21 protein-coding genes are annotated in these 18,954 nt (G+C 53.6%); 11 read left to right on the top strand and 10 right to left on the bottom strand.

All coding sequences use genetic code 11. The features are described from left to right. Positions 1-49 precede the first annotated feature (49 nt). From tet(W) to DN611_RS08720, 10 genes are all read left to right on the top strand, one after another. Positions 50-1,969 carry a tetracycline resistance ribosomal protection protein Tet(W) gene (gene tet(W) / locus DN611_RS08775; RefSeq protein WP_002586627.1) on the top strand — a complete coding sequence of 640 codons (1,920 nt, stop codon included), beginning with the start codon at positions 50-52 and terminating at the stop codon, positions 1,967-1,969. A 50-nt stretch (positions 1,970-2,019) separates the two neighbouring features. Continuing rightward, positions 2,020-2,787 carry a class I SAM-dependent methyltransferase gene (locus DN611_RS08770; protein ID WP_002586626.1) on the top strand — a complete coding sequence of 256 codons (768 nt, stop codon included), beginning with the start codon at positions 2,020-2,022 and terminating at the stop codon, positions 2,785-2,787. Between the two features lie 171 nt (positions 2,788-2,958). Continuing rightward, entirely contained in the window at positions 2,959-3,381 is a 423-nt protein-coding gene (locus DN611_RS08760; protein WP_002586616.1) for a sigma-70 family RNA polymerase sigma factor, read from the top strand. After that, positions 3,374-3,586, top strand: a complete 213-nt coding sequence (locus DN611_RS08755; protein WP_002586615.1) for a helix-turn-helix domain-containing protein — start codon at positions 3,374-3,376, stop codon at positions 3,584-3,586. The genes DN611_RS08760 and DN611_RS08755 overlap by 8 nt, the downstream gene beginning before the upstream one ends. 497 nt (positions 3,587-4,083) lie before the next feature. Beyond that, positions 4,084-4,482, top strand: a complete 399-nt coding sequence (locus DN611_RS08745; protein WP_002596229.1) for a plasmid mobilization protein — start codon at positions 4,084-4,086, stop codon at positions 4,480-4,482. Further along, positions 4,454-6,079 (top strand): relaxase/mobilization nuclease domain-containing protein, encoded by a 1,626-nt coding sequence (locus DN611_RS08740; RefSeq protein WP_002596230.1) that lies wholly within the window; start codon positions 4,454-4,456, stop codon positions 6,077-6,079. The genes DN611_RS08745 and DN611_RS08740 overlap by 29 nt, the downstream gene beginning before the upstream one ends. Next, entirely contained in the window at positions 6,069-6,455 is a 387-nt protein-coding gene (locus DN611_RS08735; RefSeq protein WP_002596231.1) for a cysteine-rich VLP domain-containing protein, read from the top strand. Before DN611_RS08740 ends, DN611_RS08735 begins: the two co-directional genes overlap by 11 nt. 15 nt (positions 6,456-6,470) lie before the next feature. Further along, entirely contained in the window at positions 6,471-7,322 is an 852-nt protein-coding gene (locus tag DN611_RS08730; protein WP_002596232.1) for a replication initiator protein A, read from the top strand. Continuing rightward, positions 7,319-8,161, top strand: a complete 843-nt coding sequence (locus DN611_RS08725) for an ATP-binding protein (protein WP_002596233.1) — start codon at positions 7,319-7,321, stop codon at positions 8,159-8,161. Before DN611_RS08730 ends, DN611_RS08725 begins: the two co-directional genes overlap by 4 nt. A gap of 14 nt (positions 8,162-8,175) precedes the next feature. Further along, positions 8,176-8,370 (top strand): transposon-encoded TnpW family protein, encoded by a 195-nt coding sequence (locus DN611_RS08720; RefSeq protein ID WP_002596234.1) that lies wholly within the window; start codon positions 8,176-8,178, stop codon positions 8,368-8,370. A gap of 64 nt (positions 8,371-8,434) precedes the next feature. Here the strand turns inward: DN611_RS08720 and DN611_RS08715 are convergent, their stop codons facing one another. Further along, positions 8,435-8,635: a hypothetical protein gene (locus tag DN611_RS08715; protein WP_002596235.1), complete on the bottom strand. Its 201-nt coding sequence runs from the start codon at positions 8,633-8,635 to the stop codon at positions 8,435-8,437. Between the two features lie 225 nt (positions 8,636-8,860). On the opposite strand from DN611_RS08715, the gene DN611_RS08710 reads away from it, so the two are divergent. Further along, positions 8,861-10,477 (top strand): recombinase family protein, encoded by a 1,617-nt coding sequence (locus DN611_RS08710; RefSeq protein ID WP_002596236.1) that lies wholly within the window; start codon positions 8,861-8,863, stop codon positions 10,475-10,477. A 77-nt stretch (positions 10,478-10,554) separates the two neighbouring features. On the opposite strand, the gene DN611_RS08705 is transcribed toward DN611_RS08710, so the two are convergent. The 9 genes from DN611_RS08705 to DN611_RS08665 all read right to left on the bottom strand — a co-directional run bounded on the left by DN611_RS08705 (position 10,555) and on the right by DN611_RS08665 (position 18,796). Continuing rightward, positions 10,555-11,340: a DNA adenine methylase gene (locus tag DN611_RS08705; protein WP_119311116.1), complete on the bottom strand. Its 786-nt coding sequence runs from the start codon at positions 11,338-11,340 to the stop codon at positions 10,555-10,557. Beyond that, entirely contained in the window at positions 11,315-11,518 is a 204-nt protein-coding gene (locus tag DN611_RS08700; protein WP_051365430.1) for a hypothetical protein, read from the bottom strand. Before DN611_RS08700 ends, DN611_RS08705 begins: the two co-directional genes overlap by 26 nt. A 219-nt stretch (positions 11,519-11,737) precedes the next feature. After that, positions 11,738-12,832, bottom strand: coding sequence for a hypothetical protein (locus tag DN611_RS08695; RefSeq protein WP_119311115.1), 1,095 nt, complete (start codon positions 12,830-12,832; stop codon positions 11,738-11,740). 5 nt (positions 12,833-12,837) lie between these two features. Next, a complete protein-coding gene (locus DN611_RS08690; protein WP_174232998.1) occupies positions 12,838-14,097 on the bottom strand; it encodes a hypothetical protein in 1,260 nt (419 codons plus the stop codon). Beyond that, a complete protein-coding gene (locus DN611_RS08685) occupies positions 14,090-15,073 on the bottom strand; it encodes a DUF4314 domain-containing protein (RefSeq protein WP_025543403.1) in 984 nt (327 codons plus the stop codon). Before DN611_RS08685 ends, DN611_RS08690 begins: the two co-directional genes overlap by 8 nt. A 64-nt stretch (positions 15,074-15,137) precedes the next feature. After that, the gene (locus DN611_RS08680; RefSeq protein ID WP_256264624.1) at positions 15,138-15,761 is read right to left on the bottom strand and encodes a hypothetical protein; all 624 of its coding nucleotides are present in this window, start codon (positions 15,759-15,761) and stop codon (positions 15,138-15,140) included. A gap of 245 nt (positions 15,762-16,006) precedes the next feature. After that, complete coding sequence (locus DN611_RS08675) at positions 16,007-16,645, bottom strand: DUF4241 domain-containing protein (protein WP_081692002.1); 639 nt, start codon at positions 16,643-16,645, stop codon at positions 16,007-16,009. A gap of 154 nt (positions 16,646-16,799) precedes the next feature. Beyond that, positions 16,800-18,017 (bottom strand): antirestriction protein ArdA, encoded by a 1,218-nt coding sequence (locus DN611_RS08670; protein ID WP_119311114.1) that lies wholly within the window; start codon positions 18,015-18,017, stop codon positions 16,800-16,802. After that, positions 18,002-18,796, bottom strand: a complete 795-nt coding sequence (locus DN611_RS08665; protein ID WP_025543408.1) for a hypothetical protein — start codon at positions 18,794-18,796, stop codon at positions 18,002-18,004. Before DN611_RS08665 ends, DN611_RS08670 begins: the two co-directional genes overlap by 16 nt. Between the last annotated feature and the right edge of the window lie 158 nt (positions 18,797-18,954).

Below are 18,954 nucleotides of genomic sequence, written 5' to 3'. Positions count from 1 at the left end.
CTGCTGGGGATTTTTATGCCCTTTGGGGCTGTAAAGGGAGGACAATCACATGAAAATAATCAATATTGGAATTCTTGCCCATGTAGACGCTGGAAAGACGACCTTGACGGAGAGCCTGCTATATGCCAGCGGAGCCATTTCAGAACCGGGGAGCGTCGAAAAAGGGACAACGAGGACGGACACCATGTTTTTGGAGCGGCAGCGTGGGATTACCATTCAAGCGGCAGTCACTTCCTTCCAGTGGCACAGATGTAAAGTTAACATTGTGGATACGCCCGGCCACATGGATTTTTTGGCGGAGGTGTACCGCTCTTTGGCTGTTTTAGATGGGGCCATCTTGGTGATCTCCGCTAAAGATGGCGTGCAGGCCCAGACCCGTATTCTGTTCCATGCCCTGCGGAAAATGAACATTCCCACCGTTATCTTTATCAACAAGATCGACCAGGCTGGCGTTGATTTGCAGAGCGTGGTTCAGTCTGTTCGGGATAAGCTCTCCGCCGATATTATCATCAAGCAGACGGTGTCGCTGTCCCCGGAAATAGTCCTGGAGGAAAATACCGACATAGAAGCATGGGATGCGGTCATCGAAAATAACGATGAATTATTGGAAAAGTATATCGCAGGAGAACCAATCAGCCGGGAAAAACTTGCGCGGGAGGAACAGCAGCGGGTTCAAGACGCCTCCCTGTTCCCAGTCTATCATGGCAGCGCCAAAAATGGCCTTGGCATTCAACCGTTGATGGATGCGGTGACAGGGCTGTTCCAACCGATTGGGGAACAGGGGGGCGCCGCCCTATGCGGCAGCGTTTTCAAGGTTGAGTACACCGATTGCGGCCAGCGGCGTGTCTATCTACGGTTATACAGCGGAACGCTGCGCCTGCGGGATACGGTGGCCCTGGCCGGGAGAGAAAAGCTGAAAATCACAGAGATGCGTATTCCATCCAAAGGGGAAATTGTTCGGACAGACACCGCTTATCAGGGTGAAATTGTTATCCTTCCCAGCGACAGCGTGAGGTTAAACGATGTATTAGGGGACCAAACCCGGCTCCCTCGTAAAAGGTGGCGCGAGGACCCCCTCCCCATGCTGCGGACGACGATTGCGCCGAAAACGGCAGCGCAAAGAGAACGGCTGCTGGACGCTCTTACGCAACTTGCGGATACTGACCCGCTTTTGCGTTGCGAAGTGGATTCCATCACCCATGAGATCATTCTTTCTTTTTTGGGCCGGGTGCAGTTGGAGGTTGTTTCCGCTTTGCTGTCGGAAAAATACAAGCTTGAAACAGTGGTAAAGGAACCCTCCGTCATTTATATGGAGCGGCCGCTCAAAGCAGCCAGCCACACCATCCATATCGAGGTGCCGCCCAACCCGTTTTGGGCATCCATAGGACTGTCTGTTACACCACTCTCGCTTGGCTCCGGTGTACAATACGAGAGCCGGGTTTCGCTGGGATACTTGAACCAGAGTTTTCAAAACGCTGTCAGGGATGGTATCCGTTACGGGCTGGAGCAGGGCTTGTTCGGCTGGAACGTAACGGACTGTAAGATTTGCTTTGAATACGGGCTTTATTACAGTCCGGTCAGCACGCCGGCGGACTTCCGCTCATTGGCCCCGATTGTATTGGAACAGGCATTGAAGGAATCGGGGACGCAGCTGCTGGAACCTTATCTCTCCTTCATCCTCTATGCGCCCCAGGAATACCTTTCCAGGGCTTATCATGATGCACCGAAATACTGTGCCACCATCGAAACGGCCCAGGTAAAAAAGGATGAAGTTGTCTTTACTGGCGAGATTCCCGCCCGCTGTATACAGGCATACCGTACTGATCTGGCCTTTTACACCAACGGGCGGAGCGTATGCCTTACAGAGCTGAAAGGATATCAGGCCGCTGTCGGTCAGCCGGTCATCCAGCCCCGCCGTCCAAACAGCCGCCTGGACAAGGTGCGCCATATGTTTCAGAAGGTAATGTAAAGATACATAATCGTCAAGACGGCAACAATCAGAAGTTATGGAGGGTAACAATGGAATATAGTAAGGAAGATTTAATGGAAGCAAAAAAGCAAATTTGGGGAGTGGGAGAGAACATGGGAACAGAGGAAAGTAAAAAAATCTGGGAGGAGAACGCACAATTTTGGGATAATGCAATGGGTGACGAATCTAATGAATTTCACAGAGAGGTAGTGCGTCCCAAAGTAACGGAACTTCTATCTCCTAATCCTGCGGATTACATTTTGGATATTGCGTGTGGCAATGGAAATTATTCTTCGTATCTTGCACAAAGAGGCGCTTCGGTTGTCGCTTTTGATTACAGCAAAAAAATGATAGAATTGGCTAAAAGACGGCAATCACAATATGCAAAACAAATTGAATTTTGTGTGGCGGATGCGACCGATAGAAAAAGTATATTAGAATTAAAAAGAAATCGAGCCTTTACGAAAGCAGTTTCTAATATGGCAATTATGGATATTACGGATATTGAACCACTTCTTATGGCTGTTTATGAACTGTTGCAGGAAAGCGGAATTTTTGTCTTTGCAACGCAACACCCTTGTTTTGTCACGTTGACTGAAAAATATATGACACCGCACAGTTACTATGATATAGCGATTGAAGGGCAACCGAAAGAGCAGATTTATTATCATCGTTCCATACAAGATATTTTTAACCTTTGTTTTAGAGCTGGATTTGTCATTGATGGATTTTATGAAGAATGTTTTAAAACCAACAAAGAAATTCCTATGGTAATGATAGTAAGGCTTAAGAAGGTAAAACGTGATAGCTTAAAATAAATTCAAGTTTGTCGGGTAAATAGCAAACCCAGCCGAGCCAGTCAACGGTCAAGATGAACGGCGCATATGCGCAGCCGTTGACAGCCCCGCCCGCCTTTGCTGGTAGGCAATCAAGGGGCGACAGCAAGAAGTGCCACCGCCCCGCACTATTATTCAGAAAGGGGAATTTCCATGACCGACCAGATAGCCTATCAAGAATATATCCAGCGCAGGTACAACGCCTTTTGCAAGACTGTTATCCGCTGTGCCGCCTTGGACAAGATTTTGAAGCTTAAACGGCAATGGGAACGGCAAGTTTCCCTTGACTATCTGATGAACGAGAAGTTTGTCCAGTTTGCCGCGTCGGAGCCGGACGAGGAATACCCATTTACCGTCTGCGGTCAGACCGTCCTGCTCTGCAACGCCGCCCTTGCCGACGCGATCTCTGTTTTGCCGGAGCAGACGCGGGAAGAAATCCTGCGCTATTACTTTCTGCGCCAGCCGCAGCGCGTGATCGGCGCGTGTATTGGCCGGTCACGCAGCACAGCGGGGCGGCATATCCAGCTTGCCTTGCAGCGGCTACGCGAAGAAATGGGGGTGAGCCGGTATGAGTAGACTTCTCCCCTATGAAACAATCCTCAAAGCCCGTGAGGGCGACCCAGAAGCCGTGAACGCTGTCCTGCTCCACTACGCCGGATATATCCGCTATTTCTCAAAAGTGAACGGGCAGGTCAACGCCGAGGTGGAGGACTATGTAAAGCAGCGGTTAATTGACTGTCAATTCAAGTTCCGGCTTGACGAACCACCGGACAAGTCATAAAAACTGAATACCAGCCGCCACCGACGCGGCCAGCGAAAGCAGTAAGTCTTGAAAAAGATTTACTGCTTTTTTTGTTGTCCGGCTCCGCTCCCGGCCATTTTGCCCCCTGCCGGTTGTAGTAGTAAGCGAGGAGGGAATTTTTCTGCCCTGGTGTTTGGCATTTGGAGCATTTACCCGTAGTAGAGGGCAAAGAGAAAGGATTTCTCCAACACCGGGTAGAAACCACTGCGTCCGGTGTCATTTTAGCGAAAGCGGGCAGGAATGCCCTTTACAGGATTAGTAGTAGCAGAAAAAGAGAAACAAACTTTTGTGGTTGCAGTTTTCCAAAAAAGTGGCGGACGGAAGTGAGAGAAAGTTTGCAGTCACGGAGAGCAAGTTTCTACCACGGTGCCAAAATCCGCAATTCTGCAGTTTTGCCCCTCGCGGGAAACTTGTTGGGGAGTGCCTTCCCCAAACCCTGCTCATGCGCCCTTACGGGCGAGAAAGGAGGTCACACCATGCGAAAGAAATACAACACGCCCCACCGCAGCCGCGTTGTGAAAACCCGGCTGTCCGAAGATGAGTATGCCGACTTCACAGCGCGGCTTGCGCCCTATGGTATCAGCCAGTCCGAATTTCTCCGGCAGGCGATACGGCGGGCGACCATACGCCCGGTTGTCCATGTGTCGTCGGTCAATGACGAGTTGCTTTCCGCTGTCGGGAAGCTGACAGCCGAGTACGGCAGGATCGGCGGCAACCTCAATCAGATTGCCCGGTATCTGAACGAATACGGCGTACCCTACAACACCCTTTCCGGCGAGGTACGCGCCGCCATATCCGACCTTGCCGTCCTCAAGTATGAAGTCCTCAAGAAAGTAGGTGACGCGGTTGGCAACACTCAAGCATATCAACTCTAAAAACGCCGACTACGGAGCCGCCGAGCAATATCTTCTCTTTGAGCATGACGAGTTTACCATGAAGCCCGTCCTTGATGAAACCGGCAGGCTTATCCCCCGCGAGGACTACCGGCTGTCCACGCTGAACTGCGACGGGGAGGATTTTGCCGTTGCGTGTATGCGGGCCAATCTCCGCTATCAGAAAAACCAGCGGCGGGAAGATGTGAAAAGCCACCACTACATCATCAGCTTTGACCCGCGGGACGGGCCGGACAACGGCCTGACCGTAGACCGGGCGCAGGCGTTGGGGGAACAATTCTGTAAAGAGCATTTTCCCGGCCACCAGGCCCTTGTCTGCACCCACCCGGACGGGCATAACCACAGCGGCAACATTCATGTGCATATCGTCATAAACAGCCTGCGGATTGAGGAAGTGCCGTTCCTGCCCTACATGGACAGGCCGGCCGATACGAAAGTCGGCTGCAAGCACCGATGTACCGACGCTGCCCTGCGCTACTTCAAATCCGAAGTCATGGAGATGTGCCACCGGGAGGGGCTTTATCAAATCGACCTCTTGAACGGCAGCAAGAACCGCGTCACCGACCGGGAGTATTGGGCGCAGAAAAAGGGACAGGCCGCGCTGGACAAGCAGAACGCCCCCATGATTGCCGATAGTATCACGCCCCGGCAGACCAAGTTTGAAACGAACAAGGAGAAGCTGCGGCAGACCCTACGGAAAGCCCTTGCCACCGCCGCCAGCTTTGACGAGTTTTCCTCTCTGTTGCTGCAGGAGGGTGTGACCGTCAAGGAGAGCCGGGGGCGGCTTTCCTACCTCACGCCGGACAGGACAAAGCCAATTACCGCCCGGAAGCTGGGCGACGATTTTGACCGCGCCGCTGTCTTTGCCGTTTTAGAGCAAAACGCCGCCAGAGCAGCCGAAGCGCCAGCCAGATCCCCCGATCCCCCACGCACCATAAAAGACCGCTTGCAGGTTGCCAGAGCCGAGATAGCCGCCCCGAAACAGGACGGAGTGCAGCGGCTTGTGGACATTGAGCAGAAAATGGCCGAGGGCAAAGGCCGGGGCTATGAACGCTGGGCGAAGATACACAATCTGAAGCAGGCCGCCAAAACGCTGTCCGTCTACCAGCAATACGGCTTTACTTCCCCGGAGCAGTTAGAAGCCGCCGTTGACACCGCCTATCAGAAAATGCGCCAGACCAGCGGCGAACTGAAAGCACTGGAAACGAAGCTGCAAGGGAAAAAGAAGTTGCAGCGGCAGGTGTTGGCCTACGCCCAGACCAAGGCCGCCCGCGACGGGCTGCGGGCACAGAAATCCGAGAAAGCCCGCGCCGCATACCGGCAGGCCCATGAGAGCGATTTTATCATAGCCGACGCAGCAGCCCGGTATTTCAAGGCGCATGGCATTACCAAGCTGCCCGCCCGGAAAGCGTTGCAGGCCGAGATCGAGCAGCTTATCTCCGAGAAAGACGGCCTGTATAACACCTATCACGAACAGAAACAGCGGTTCAAGGAGTTGCAGACCGTCAAGCGGAACATCGACCAGATTTTGCGCCGGGACGAGCCGCACCGCAGAAAGGAGCAGAGCCATGAGCGATAACCTGCCCCACATGGACTACCGCCAGCACCGGCGGGCGCGGCGGCTGGTACATGAGTGCTGTAACTACGATGAGGGGAACTGCCTGCTATTGGACGACGGGGAGCCTTGCGTGTGCGTCCAGAGCATTTCCTTTTCCCTCATGTGCCACTGGTTCCGTGTGGCTGTCCTGCCCCTTGACGGGGAGCTGGCCGCAGCCCTCTTGTGCCGGGGAAGCCGGAAACGGTGTGCCGTCTGCGGGGCGGCCTTTGTCCCCAAATCCAACCGGGGAAAATACTGCCCCGACTGCGCCGGGCGCATGAAGAAAATCAAAGCCGCCGAGAGAAAGCGGAAACAAAGGCAGAGATGTCACGCTTTAGAGCCTTTCAAACCCGCATAAATCAAGGCTTTTTTCGTGGGTGTCAAAGGGTACGCGATACATTTATCCTTTTCCCCCGGAAACGGCGTTTTAATGCGTGACAATACGCCAAAATCAACCCGAACACAGGGAGGTGATCCTATCGCTGATTATATCAGGGCAGACACGCGGCTGCCCGCCTATCTGCCGTATCCCCGTTTCCTGCTGAAAATGGAGATTTCACAGACCGCCAAGCTGCTGTATTCGCTGCTGTTAGACCGTTCCACCCTCTCCCAGAAAAACAAGTGGCTGGACGACGAGGGCAGGATTTATATTATCTATCCCATCGCGGAGATAGCAGAAATACTGGATAAAGGCAGCACCACCATCAAGGGGGCGCTTAATGAACTGGACACGGCGGGGCTGTTGGAACGGGAACGGGGCGGCTTCTCCGCACCGAACCGGCTTTATGTCAAAGTACCGCCAGTGCCACAGGTACAGTTTTCAGACCAACTGATGGCCGGAAGTCCGCCCCTCATAGAGCCGGAAAACCGTCCTACTGATGGTCAGAAAACCGACCTTATGATGGTCGGAAAACCGTCCCCTAACCAAACTACTATAAACAACCTTACAGAGAGCCAAACAAAGGGAGTGAGTGGGGGGCCGTCCGCGCCCTATGGCCGATATGGAAATATTTTTCTGTCACAGACCGAATACGACGAGTTGCAGGCAGAGTACCCTGACAGGCTGGAACGGTTCATCGAGGAAATGAGCCGCTACCTTGCCGCCAACGGGAAAAGCTACCAGAACTATGCCGCCGCCCTGCGGATATGGGCGGGGAACGACAAAAAGGAAGCCCCTAAAAAGGGCATACCAGACTACTCATGCAAGGAGGGCGAGAGTTTATGAAGAATGAAATCAACGCGGTTTTGGAGAATATGACGACCACCATCCCGGAGCCGGAGGACTACACCGGCGAGGACGGTTTACTGTACTGCGGCAAGTGCCGCAAGCCGAAAGAAGCCTATTTTGCGCCGGATAAGGCCGCTATCTTCGGGCGCGACCGCCACCCGGCAGAGTGCGACTGCCAGAGAACCGCCCGCGAGGAACGGGAAGCCGCCGAAAAGCGGCGCAGACACCTTGACACCGTGGAAGAACTGAAACGCCGGGGCTTTACCGACCCCACCATGCGGGACTGGACTTTCGAGAACGACAACGGCAGGAACCCGCAGACCGGGCTTGCCCGCCGGTATGTGGAGCATTGGGAAGATATGCGGACAGACAATATCGGCTGCCTGTTCTGGGGCGGCGTAGGCACCGGCAAAAGCTACCTTGCAGGCTGTATCGCAAACGCCCTCATGGAGAAAGAAATCCCCGTCCGCATGACGAACTTTGCTCTTATCCTCAATGACCTTGCCGCCAGCTTTGAGGGGCGCAACGAGTACATTTCCCGCCTTTGTCGTTATCCGCTGCTGATCCTTGACGACTTCGGCATGGAACGCGGGACGGAATACGGGCTGGAACAGGTGTTCAATGTGATTGACAGCCGTTACCGCAGCGGCAAGCCGCTGATCGTCACGACCAACCTTACGCTGGACGACCTGCACAACCCGGAGGACACCGCCCATTCCCGGATTTATGACCGCCTGCTTTCCATGTGCGTCCCGGTACGCTTTACCGGCGACAACTTCCGGCAGGAAACCGCCAAGCGGAAAATGGAGAGCATGAAGAAACTGATTACCGACTGAAAGGAGTATTGCCTATGGCAGATAACAAGCAGCACGACACCCGCACCACCCGCCGCCCTGACTGTGTGACGGAAATCCGCATGGGCAATTCCGTCCTTGTCGTGTCCGGCTATTTCAAGAAAGACACCACAACCACAGCCGCCGACAAAATGGCGCGGGTACTGGAAGCGGAAGCCGCTGCTACACAGGAGCCGACTTATCCGGCGTGAACCGGGGCATGGAAAAGCGGCCATGCCAGGGAGCATGACCGCTGGAACGAAAATCGGAAGTGCTTTAGCAATTCTTAATCTCATTCTCTATAAAATAATTTGCAATTTCAAAGGCTTTTATTCTTCTCTTTGCCAATGTGATTTGTGATTTATAACGCTCGGAATTATCCTTTGATTCAAATGTTTTTACTGTTTCTCTTAGCTTGTGCAGAGTTGAATCAATTTGCCTTTTGGCCGCGGTTAATTCATCTATTGTATACTTCATGTTTTCTCCTTTAACTTCTGATTTTTTTGTTAAATCAGAGTATACCACGGAGTTATGAACTTTTCTACTGCAAATATGGGACGACAACCCATACCATAAAAATCGGAAAATTGAAAAGCTGTAAAGAAGCAAATTTAACGCTTTTGCCGCTGTACAGCCCCCGCCGTTCCGTGGTACAATGAAACCACGGAATAGTGGGGCTGGCTGTCGGAAACGGAGGATTTTATGTTAAGACAAGCCACCCAAAACCTCATTACCGCCCTTTATCCGAGATTGTCCCACGAGGATGAATTGCAAGGCGAGAGTAATTCCATATCGAACCAAAAAAGGATACTCGAAACCTACGCAAAACAGAACGGCTTTACCAATCTGCGCTGGTACACCGACGACGGTTTTTCCGGCGCGAACTTCCAGCGGCCCGGATTTCAAGCCATGCTTGCGGACATTGAAGCCGGGAAAGTGGGTACGGTCATCGTCAAGGACATGAGCCGGTTAGGGCGAAACTACTTGCAGGTAGGGTTTTACACGGAAATGCTGTTCCCTCAAAAGGGTGTGCGTTTTATCGCTGTCAACGATAATGTGGACAGTGCCAGCGAGGGCATGGACAACGATTTTACCCCGCTGCGAAATCTGTTCAATGAATGGCTGGTGAGAGATACGAGCAAGAAAATCAAGGCAGTGAAAAAGTCAAAAGGCATGAGCGGCAAGCCTGTTACCAGCAAGCCGGTTTACGGCTATGTGATGGACGAGGACGAGAATTTTATTATAGACGAGGAAGCCGCCCCGGTGGTGCAGCAGATTTACCAGCTTTGCCTTGCCGGGAACGGCCCGACCAAGATTGCCCGTATGCTGACGGAGCAGCAAATCCCCACGCCGGGGACGCTGGAATATCAGCGGACAGGCAGCACCCGCCGTTATCACCCAGGCTATGAGTGCAAATGGGCGACCAACACCGTCGTTCATATCCTCGAAAACCGAGAGTACACCGGATGTCTGGTGAACTTCAAAACGGAAAAGCCTTCTTATAAGGTCAAGCACAGCATAGAGAACCCCGTCGAGAAGCAGGCCATTTTCGAGAACCACCATGAGCCGATCATCGACAAGGAAACATGGGAACGGGTGCAGGAGTTACGCAAACAGCGCAAACGCCCGAACCGCTACGATGAAGTGGGGCTGTTCTCCGGGATTTTGTTCTGCGCCGACTGCGGCCATGTGCTGTATCAGCAGCGGTATCAGAACAAAGACCGCAAACAGGACTGCTACATCTGCGGCAGCTACAAGAAGCGCACCCGCAACTGTACGGCGCACTTTATCCGCACCGATCTGTTGACCGCTGGTGTCCTGGCAAATCTCCGGCAAGTGACCGAATACGCAGCCAAGCATGAGAGCCGGTTTGTGAAACTACTTGTCCAGCAGAACGAGATCGGCGGCAAGCGAAAGACCGCCGCAGCCATCAAGCAGCTTGAACAGGCGCAGGAACGCATTTCTGAAATCAGCCGCATTATCAAGCGGCTGTATGAGGACAATGTAAACGGCAAAATCAGCGATGAGCGTTTCATGGAACTGTCGGCTGACTACGAAGCCGAGCAAGCGGAGCTGAAAAAGAGAGCCGCCGCCCTGCAAGCCGAACTGGACAAGTCACAGGCAGCTACCGTCAACGCCGAGAAATTTATGGGCATTGTCCGCAAGCACCTTGCCTTTGAAGAACTGACCCCCACTCTCTTGCGGGAAATGATCGAGAAAATTGTGGTGCATGAGTGCAGCTATGATGAGAACGGCACCCGCAGGCAGGACATTGAGATTTATTACAGCTTTGTCGGCAAGATTGACTTGCCCGAATAACCGCCCGACCTATCCGACACAATGGCCAAGTGTCGGATAGGAACGGCAAAATTTTTTGCACTTCTATTGCTTCTTTATCACACATAAGCAAAGGGGCAGTTATTGTAAGAGATGATGGCATATCCCGGATACTTCAAGAGGAGGTCCCGTAACAGGGTGTGGTTCTGCTTGGGAAATTCGGCAGGGTATGTTCGCTCCGCTTTCACATAGGGCGGGTCCGCATAGACCACCTCATTGGGATTTTCCCTCTCGCCGATCAGCTCCAGAGCGTCCCGATTCTCCAGGAAGATGCTCTCAATCCGTCGGCTGACTTCAGGGAATCGCTTGATGATGGGCTCCACACGCAGTGTCTTGACCGCCACGGAATTCCCGGTTCCGCTATAGCTACCGTACTGACGCAGCAGGAACGCCGCCGCCCGAACCACATCAAACAGCTTTGCCCGATCATTCAGCACCTTCAACAGCTCTTCCGCCTGTTCCTGCGTGAAGCAGGCGCGGTCCTGAAGGACCAGCTTTTCCTCCTCGATGTGTTTGAAGTAGTCCGCCTCATGTGCCGCAATATTCCGGTATAACTGAAAGGGTTCCCGGCCATGGACTGGGAGGAATCTCAGCTCCCGCGCTAGGGCGTGCTGATTTTCCTTGATACAGCAGAACACATTGAACAGATCGTTGTCCACGTCGTTGTAGATATCCAGCCGCCCCTTCTTCGGCTTCAGCGCCAGACTCAGGGCGGCGCTGCCGCCGAAGACCTCCAGAAACGTCTCCACATGGGGTGGTATCATAGGGGCGATGAATGGGACCAACTTCACCTTGTTGCCTGGCCACGGGAAAAACGGTCTAGCGATGGCAGCCACCTCCCACATCCGAAAGCAGCTTTTCCTCCATGCCGCGCAGCAGGCCCTGCCGGGCGGCTTCCAGGCCGCGGATCATCCGGGCCAGGTGCTCTTCGGTTTCCCGGGCCTCCCCGAAGGTCCTGATATAGAAATATCCGTCCCGGCCGCTGCCGATGGGATACCCCTCCTGCCGCAGATGGTTTACCATCTCGTGCAGCCTGGATTCGCTGACGCCCAGGATGTCTCTGAGTCTCCTGCCTGGTGCTGCATGCTGCCTGCCGGGACACGCACCTTTCAGGTATGCCAACAGTTGTTCTTCTTTTCGCATGATCGCTCCCTTCCGGGATCCGCTTTCCCGAAAATGGGCGCAAAAAAAGAAGGGGCCGCTGTCCCTTTCAGGAAAACGGCCCATATTTCGTATTTGATTTTACATGGTCATATCCCAATCATGCCTGGGCGGCGCGGGCATCCGCAGATGCTGGAACTCCCGGTCATTTCGCCGGATGTAGGCGGTCTCTGATACATTGAGCCGGTATCCCTGCTGTTCCAGAAGGGCTTCTCCGAGTCCAACTGTATCCATACAGTCCCGCAGGAGGGGGTTCTTGAACCCTCCTCGCTTCTCCAGCTCCCGCTTTCCGAAAGCTCCCACATCGTCCGCTCGCATGAAATCATAGCAATGCAGATTCTGAGCGATGTCCAGTGCCTCCTGGAGCCGGTGGCAGTTCTCATACTCCAGTGCAGCCGTGAATTTTTCCATAAAGTCCGGCATTCCTTGCCCTTGCTCTTCCAGCAGGAAGCCCAGATCGTTGCCATCTCGGATGAGGTCATTTAAGTCGTCGTACTCATCCTGAAGAATGGTGATTCCCGGAAGAGAGCAGCGCACCTCCAGCAAATCACATTCTTGGATGGTCTCTGCCTTCAGCTCCCGTAAGGCTAAGGCGATCTCGCCCAGTCGGCTATCTGGCTCTGCGAAGGCATGGTCTGGCAGGCAGGCCCAGGCTCCCTTGGGCACGGCGGGAGCCGCCAGACGAAGCCGCAGGCTCCAGTCCGTCTCCTGCACTTTGTCCAGATTCGTGCCATCGTAGGTCTGCTTCGGTTCCCGGCCGGGGAGCACCACAAAGCAGTCGCCGATGAAGACGCCTGGGTGCAGCTCTTCATACCGGAAGCCGATCTGCTGCAGGTTCGCATAGGGGAGCACCGCCTCCGGCATCTCCGCTTCATAGCGCAGGTAGTATTCCCCCAGCTTTTCGTAGCCTCCCGCGGGGCAGAGTACCTGATAGTCTGAGAGGGAGAGCAGGCAGTTGATGGTCTCTGTGGTCTCTTTCCGATCCAGCTTCAGCACTGCCAGCAGCAGTTCATCTCCCTCTTTTCCAGAGACTTCTCTCAGCCGTCCGGTCGTCAGCATCATTGCGGCCAGCTGATATGCCTCCCGGGCAGAGAGGGTCTTCAACCGATCCAGAAGCCACTGCTTCTCAATGTCATTTGCGGGCTGTCCAAACGGTTTTCCCTCGATTTTGTCCATGTCGATCACCTCATCTCCATACCGCCACGCTGAAACTGCGTCTGCTGCGCCTGCTCCTGCCGGAAGCAGGGGAGAGGACCACCGTCCTTCCGGCGGATCAGGCCATAGTCCGTAATGGCTGCGTCACCCTGCTCCAGCCATTTCTGCCCGATCCAGGCCGCCTGGGGCGTCTGGAACAGATCCTCCGGCAAGTCCGGGTACTTCTCCCGCAAAATCACTTCCGTGTAATCCCAAGGCTCTGCGATCTCAGGGCGGAGTTCATACTGGTCCAATTCTTTTGCCAATTCGATTGCCTGCTCCAAGTTCGGGTTACCACTGGCATCCAACAGTGCTTTGTACTTAGTAAAGGATGCGGTATCCCAAACACGCTGCCTTTGAGACAGCATCTGGGCAAATACATTGACCTGTTCAATTCCTCCCTCATCCTCTATCGCATCATTGATGGACCCTCGCAGGGATGGGATCCGACAGTCCACGCAGTGGAAAGCACATTCTTTCATCGACGCCGCATCCACAGTCTCTACCGCATTCCAGATCGCGTCATCCACCGCGGGGAGATCCAGGGTTGCAGTCAGATCATTGTCGTAAGCAGGGTCATTAAAGAATCCCTTCCGCACTTCCAACACAACAGGGGCACCGGTGCGGTTAAAGTACGGCATGATCTCCTTGCGGTTGTAAACTTCTTTGAAGTCCCCACCTGGCTCCACATAGCCCCGGCGAGTATACACCCCGCCGTGATCTTCCTGATACTGCTTCCCGAATACCTCCAGCAGATCCTTTCGATATGCGCTGCCGTCCTCGGTGGTATCCAACAGTGTCATGGCCTCCTGCGTCAGCATCCCGCTCTCGTACAAAAGCGCCCCAAGTTGCTGATTGTTGAAAACATGGGGCGCCAAGAGGCAGATATCCGCATTGTAGGTCAGGTTGATCAGGCGGGGCAGAGGGATGGGGCCGATGTGCCGTCCGCCCTCGATTTGGAGCAGGCCGTCCAGGCCCATACGGTCGTCCTCACTCAGCATGGCCAGCCGCTGGGCCAGGAGGTTCAATTCATACAGGTTGACGTTGTCGCCGATCATCCCACGCTGGATGCCGGGATATTCAATTTTGGTCAGCTCATTATGACAGTCTCTGGCATCCTTGATCCGGGCTTTCTCCAGGGCGTCGTGAAACTCTGCCCAGGTAGCCGGCATCTCCAGCGCAGTGGCTGTCTCGTACCCCTTTGAGGTCTTGTTGCTGATCTCCACTTCGAAGATTCTTTCAGTCAAGAGTCATCCCTCCTATCTGCTCTTTTCGCTGAATTTCATAGTTCTTGGGATCAGCGCCCGGGACATCCCAGCCCGCCATGGAACCGATCTCCATGGCCATCCGCTGGGCGGGGGTGACCCCCATCCTCTCGTTGAGCCTGTCCGCCTCTTCTACATTCCGCTCTTTATCGCCGGTTTCCCATTCGGAGGGATAGTAGCCGGACTCGCCCCGCCTGATGCAGATGAGCTGGCCAGTGGTCTGCAAAGTGGAGAAGCACAGCTCCGGCAGCCCTTTGGCGATTTGGGGGACAAACTGTTCCTGTTCGGTCTGGATGCTCCAGTCATCTGAATTCCAGAGATGGACATACAGCTCTCCACCATCCACTTTGATCTCCCGCTGTTCAAAGCCCTCGCCCCAGCCATCTGATGCCTGGCCGCTGATAAAGTCCTTGAGCCTGGTCAGCTCTCCAGAAGTGAGTTCACCCACTACCTGACATTCCGCTACACCCCAGAGACAGCCATCCCGAACTTCCACCGTGAATTCTGCGGAGCGGACTTTGGCGTTCAGACTGTCCTGCTCCCCGTACCAGTGCATGAGGCCACGTTCCCGTTCCTCCGGCATCCGGTTTTTGACGAGGGCACCGAGAATCTGATCCTCGTATTCCGTGAGTGTCCGATCATCCCACCGCTCTCCCTCTTCGGAGGAATCCCCCCACTCGTCCCGAGGGTAGAAGTCGGCAGTTAAAGGCATATAGAGCTTCAACAGGGCTGGTTCCGGGGGCAGGACCGTGAAACGGTCCGCTCCAATGACCAGCGCCAAACTACGGCCTTTGTCCCAGGAAATCTGGAACTGTCCCGCATCGTCAATGTAATCCAGGGTCCCCATGGAGCCAGGTGGGATAGGGGCTGGGTCGCTGCCTATCTCTCTGAGCTGAATGCGGCTGCCCGCAGGGTATTGCTCCCGTAGAAAGTCCAGCCACTCTTTTGCAATTTTCATACTTCACATCCTCCTTGATCAAGCCAGCTCCACAGCTCCGGGCGTTTGAATTTCATTTCTGTATTCATTTACCAAGACCTCCGAATGTTATTTCTCGATTGGTGCGCCGCGGATTTTCTTCACCGACGAAGTCCCAGAGAATATCATCCACGGCCTCCCGCACTGATGGGTCATCCGTCAGGGTCTCATGCCGGAAGCCGGTGGTGTTCCGGTAAGGCAGTTCTTCTTGAATGGTTCGAAGATATTCCTGCGGATCTGTGAACTCTTGTTGCTCACCGTTGGCATAGGTCACCCGGCCCACCAGCCGCTCCCGCTGCCGCATCTGCTGTTCTCTCAGGTCATAACAGTACAGATATCCTTGGTAGTCTCCAGGCCGTGGGGTACAGCGCAGGCAGAAGCGGTAGTGCTCAGTCTCCGCGATATAGCCGTAGACACGGTCATTCGTCGAGATCTCTCCACCGTGCGTCCAGCAGTAGGAACTCATCGCAGACAGGCTCTGGAGCGGTCCATTCCGCCGCAGTGTATCCACGATTTGCTGGAGTTCTCTCTTAAACTCTGGGGTATTAAACTGGTCTGAATTGTGAGGCCACCATGTGGACCAGAAGCTCTTGCCGCCTGAGCCGAAATCTATCCGAAGATGTCCTACTGTCCCCAGGACCTCGTCCTGTTTCTCGTCTGAATAGAACAAACCCGCCTCCTCTTGGGAAGCGGGTTTCAATGCAACAGAATATTCTACCGCCGGATTATTACGATCCTTCATCTCTTTCACCTCACATTCTGTGAACACAAGCAATACCACATCTCCCCTCAAAAGTCTACTGAAATATCCGTGGACTCGTCACATGGTCCAAGGAAAAGAGACCGCTCTGCGCCTTTCGACAGCCGCGGTCTCTTTTGTCAATATACTCTTTTCGGCGGGGGAACTTGCACAGCTTATAGGTACGTAAAGAAGTCCGCTGTTAAGCAGCAGATCTCGCCTTTTTGGCCCTTTCCCCAGTACCAGTAATAGACGCCACTCGGAACCGTAAAAAGGGCAGCTGAATAATCACCATTCGGAGCGATCCCTGCTGCGCAGTTGATGCCCCATCGTTCCAGATTCTCCTCCAGAAGTTCATCAAGGGCAGTCTCGTAATCCAACTCAAAGGAATTAGAGCGCATACAGGACTCTCTGAAAAACCGGCCGTCCATCAATCCCGTCGTTGACTCATTTACGACATAGCCACAGTTCCTGCGGCTGGACTGCTCGGCGTCACATATGGTCTTGGCTGCCGTGAAGGTAACGGGTGGCTGATCTGTGAAACGGATCTCTGCAAACGCAAGTGTGCGGTCCTCTCCTGCATGAGCGGAATATGCGAATACAGGATATATGCCGGGAGAGACCTTTTGCTGAAATGCCTTCCGCTTGAAATCGGCGATTTCAAACCGCAGCGTTGGATCTGCCATCACGATCTCACCTGTCGGAAGACTGATAAGGCCGATGTCGTGGCTTCTGATAACAGCCTTGCCATACCGGTTCTGCAAGATTGCGCCGTCCACGGTGTGTATGATCTTTAGATTGTTCCGTGCATCCATATCAAAATCCTTCTGACAGTAACAAAACAGGTATTCCGAAAAGATGATCTTCGTTTGCAGCAGAGTCAGGCATCTTGCCAACACCAAAACGGCTCATGATTTCTGCTTCCTATTGTACGTCATTCGCCATAGATCTTCAATCTTCTTTTCAATATCACTCGCCGCCCATCTTCATACTGGGATTTCTCTTTTGCCAGAAACTCTGATTCATTTGCCTCTCCGACAGATTTCGGTCCATGATCGAACGGATTTCCGACTTTGACCCCAGATATGCTACATAGCCCCGGTCCCCAAAATGGCCGCCTTCCTCCTGGATGCGGTACTGGCCATATTTCTGATAGTCGATGTACGCTTCCAATTTGGGATCAACGTCTAAATTCTTGGACTCCTTAATCAGGAACCAGCCATACTCTTCCGCCGAGCTGATGTCCGGCACCACAGTAAAATCACGAAGTTCTTCTGCCAGATACAGGATTTCCTCCGGTGTCTCCGGCCAAACAGTATCAAAGACTGTATGGAAGTCCTCAAGCGCCTGTCCATCGAACTTTTGCAGGCATCGGGTCAGTGCGTTCAGTGTTTCCAGGTGTTTATTCAAGGGATACTCATCCTCGAAGACACCACGGACCGCCTCGCTGATTTCGGAAGTGTCCAGCATCGCCACACACTGTTCAGGCCGTTCGGCACCCAATCTCCGCAGGGTCCGAGCGATTTTGCTCTCCGCGCATGGGAAATACAGCGTTTCTTGCTCCATAGGATGGTCTGGGAGCGAGAGTATCACAGAGGCCAGGCAGCTCTCGTAGAAATACTCCGGAAAGTGGCGGCCATCATAAAGCTGTGAGAGCTTCATGCCATTGTCATACACAACGCCATAGGGCGTGATTGTTCCACCTCCACCCTCGATCAAAAGCAACGCTGTTTCATATCCATCCAGATTTTCCAGTTCCTCCGCTCTGGCGGTGCCGCCGTTCAGATCCATATAGTGATTCTGGCCGATTTCCTCCAAATCGGAAAAATCCGTGATGATGGTAACCTGCTGACAGGAAAAGGTCAGGTTGATGAGCTCTACGATCCCATGGCAGCCGCAGCTGACTGCCGCCCCCTGAAATTTTGCCGTCTCCCGATCATCGAAGCTGTCCAGCCGCTTGGCCAGATAGTCCAATTCATCCACTGTCATGTTACATCCAACCAACTGCTGCAGGATGGAGGGGCCGTGCTGGATTTCCCGGATAAAGCAGTCCCGCTCGATTGGGTTTCCAATCTCCATTTTCCCCAGCAGTTCCAGGCAGCGGCCGTATTCATTTTCTCCAATAGGGAATGGGATGGTCACCTCTCCATACTCAGGGTGCTGCGCGTTGCTCAGTATGGCTTGCATTTTGTTTTACCTCCAGTTCCTCCCAGTCGCAGGACCACAGATCCGTAGTGGTCAATTAGTAGGGCGTCCAGAATCAACGCCAATGTGAGATTATCCACAAGGTCCTCATCGCATAACTCGGGGATCGTGATGGTCCACCGTCTCTGGCTGATTCCCCGTGCGGCCTGATACAGTGCATATTCCTGTCCGCTGAGTCCATGCAGCACACGCCATTCATGTAAAGCCGTTGGCCATAGGTCAAAGAGATTTGGAGCGCCCCACTGCCGGAGCGGCTCGGTGGCAGTCATCAGATACATAGCAGCCAAACGACGATTTCCGTCATCACGTTTCCAATGGCTGGCCAAGTATGTGGAATAGACCTGTAGGCGGGCAGCGTGACCCTCATTGTAATAGGTGACCGCCTTTTTTCCTGAGAGCACCTTTCGAATCCGATTTCCGAGCAGCCCGTCCATCCAGTGCTTATAGAATTCGGATGCCAGAACAACGTATGTGACCACGCCAGCTTCCGCCCGTTCTTCCAGCCAGGGACATACCCGCAGGGTGTCACGTTTTTTACGATATTCCGTACAGTTTTTGCAGTCCACATCCTCTGGACGGTATCGGAACCGGCAGAGGATCATCTGGCCGCCACCGCGAGGCGTGAAATTCGGCGGTGTCATCATCTGCTGTTCCAATCCTGCCAGAGGGGTATCCTTGAAAAAATACTTTGTCATGTCGTCCTTTCCGGCCCAGTTTCCGAAAAGGGGCGCCAAAAAGGCCGCTCCCTCTTTCGGGATCACGGCCTTATCCTCTTTTTGATTTATATTTTAGGTGTCGAAGGACTCTCTGATTATGTTCTATTTCCCCTTTGTTTAGGAGAAACTCGAAATAGTGTGCTTTTTCACTTGCTTTTTTCTGAGAAAATGTGATAATACTTGGTTGAATTCATCAGAAAAAC

It is taken from the genome of Oscillibacter sp. PEA192 (assembly GCF_003574015.1).
GTDB lineage: Bacteria > Bacillota > Clostridia > Oscillospirales > Oscillospiraceae > Oscillibacter > Oscillibacter welbionis.
The sequence above is the reverse complement of the archived record's forward strand: the minus strand, read 5'-3'. Positions and strand labels throughout refer to the sequence as shown.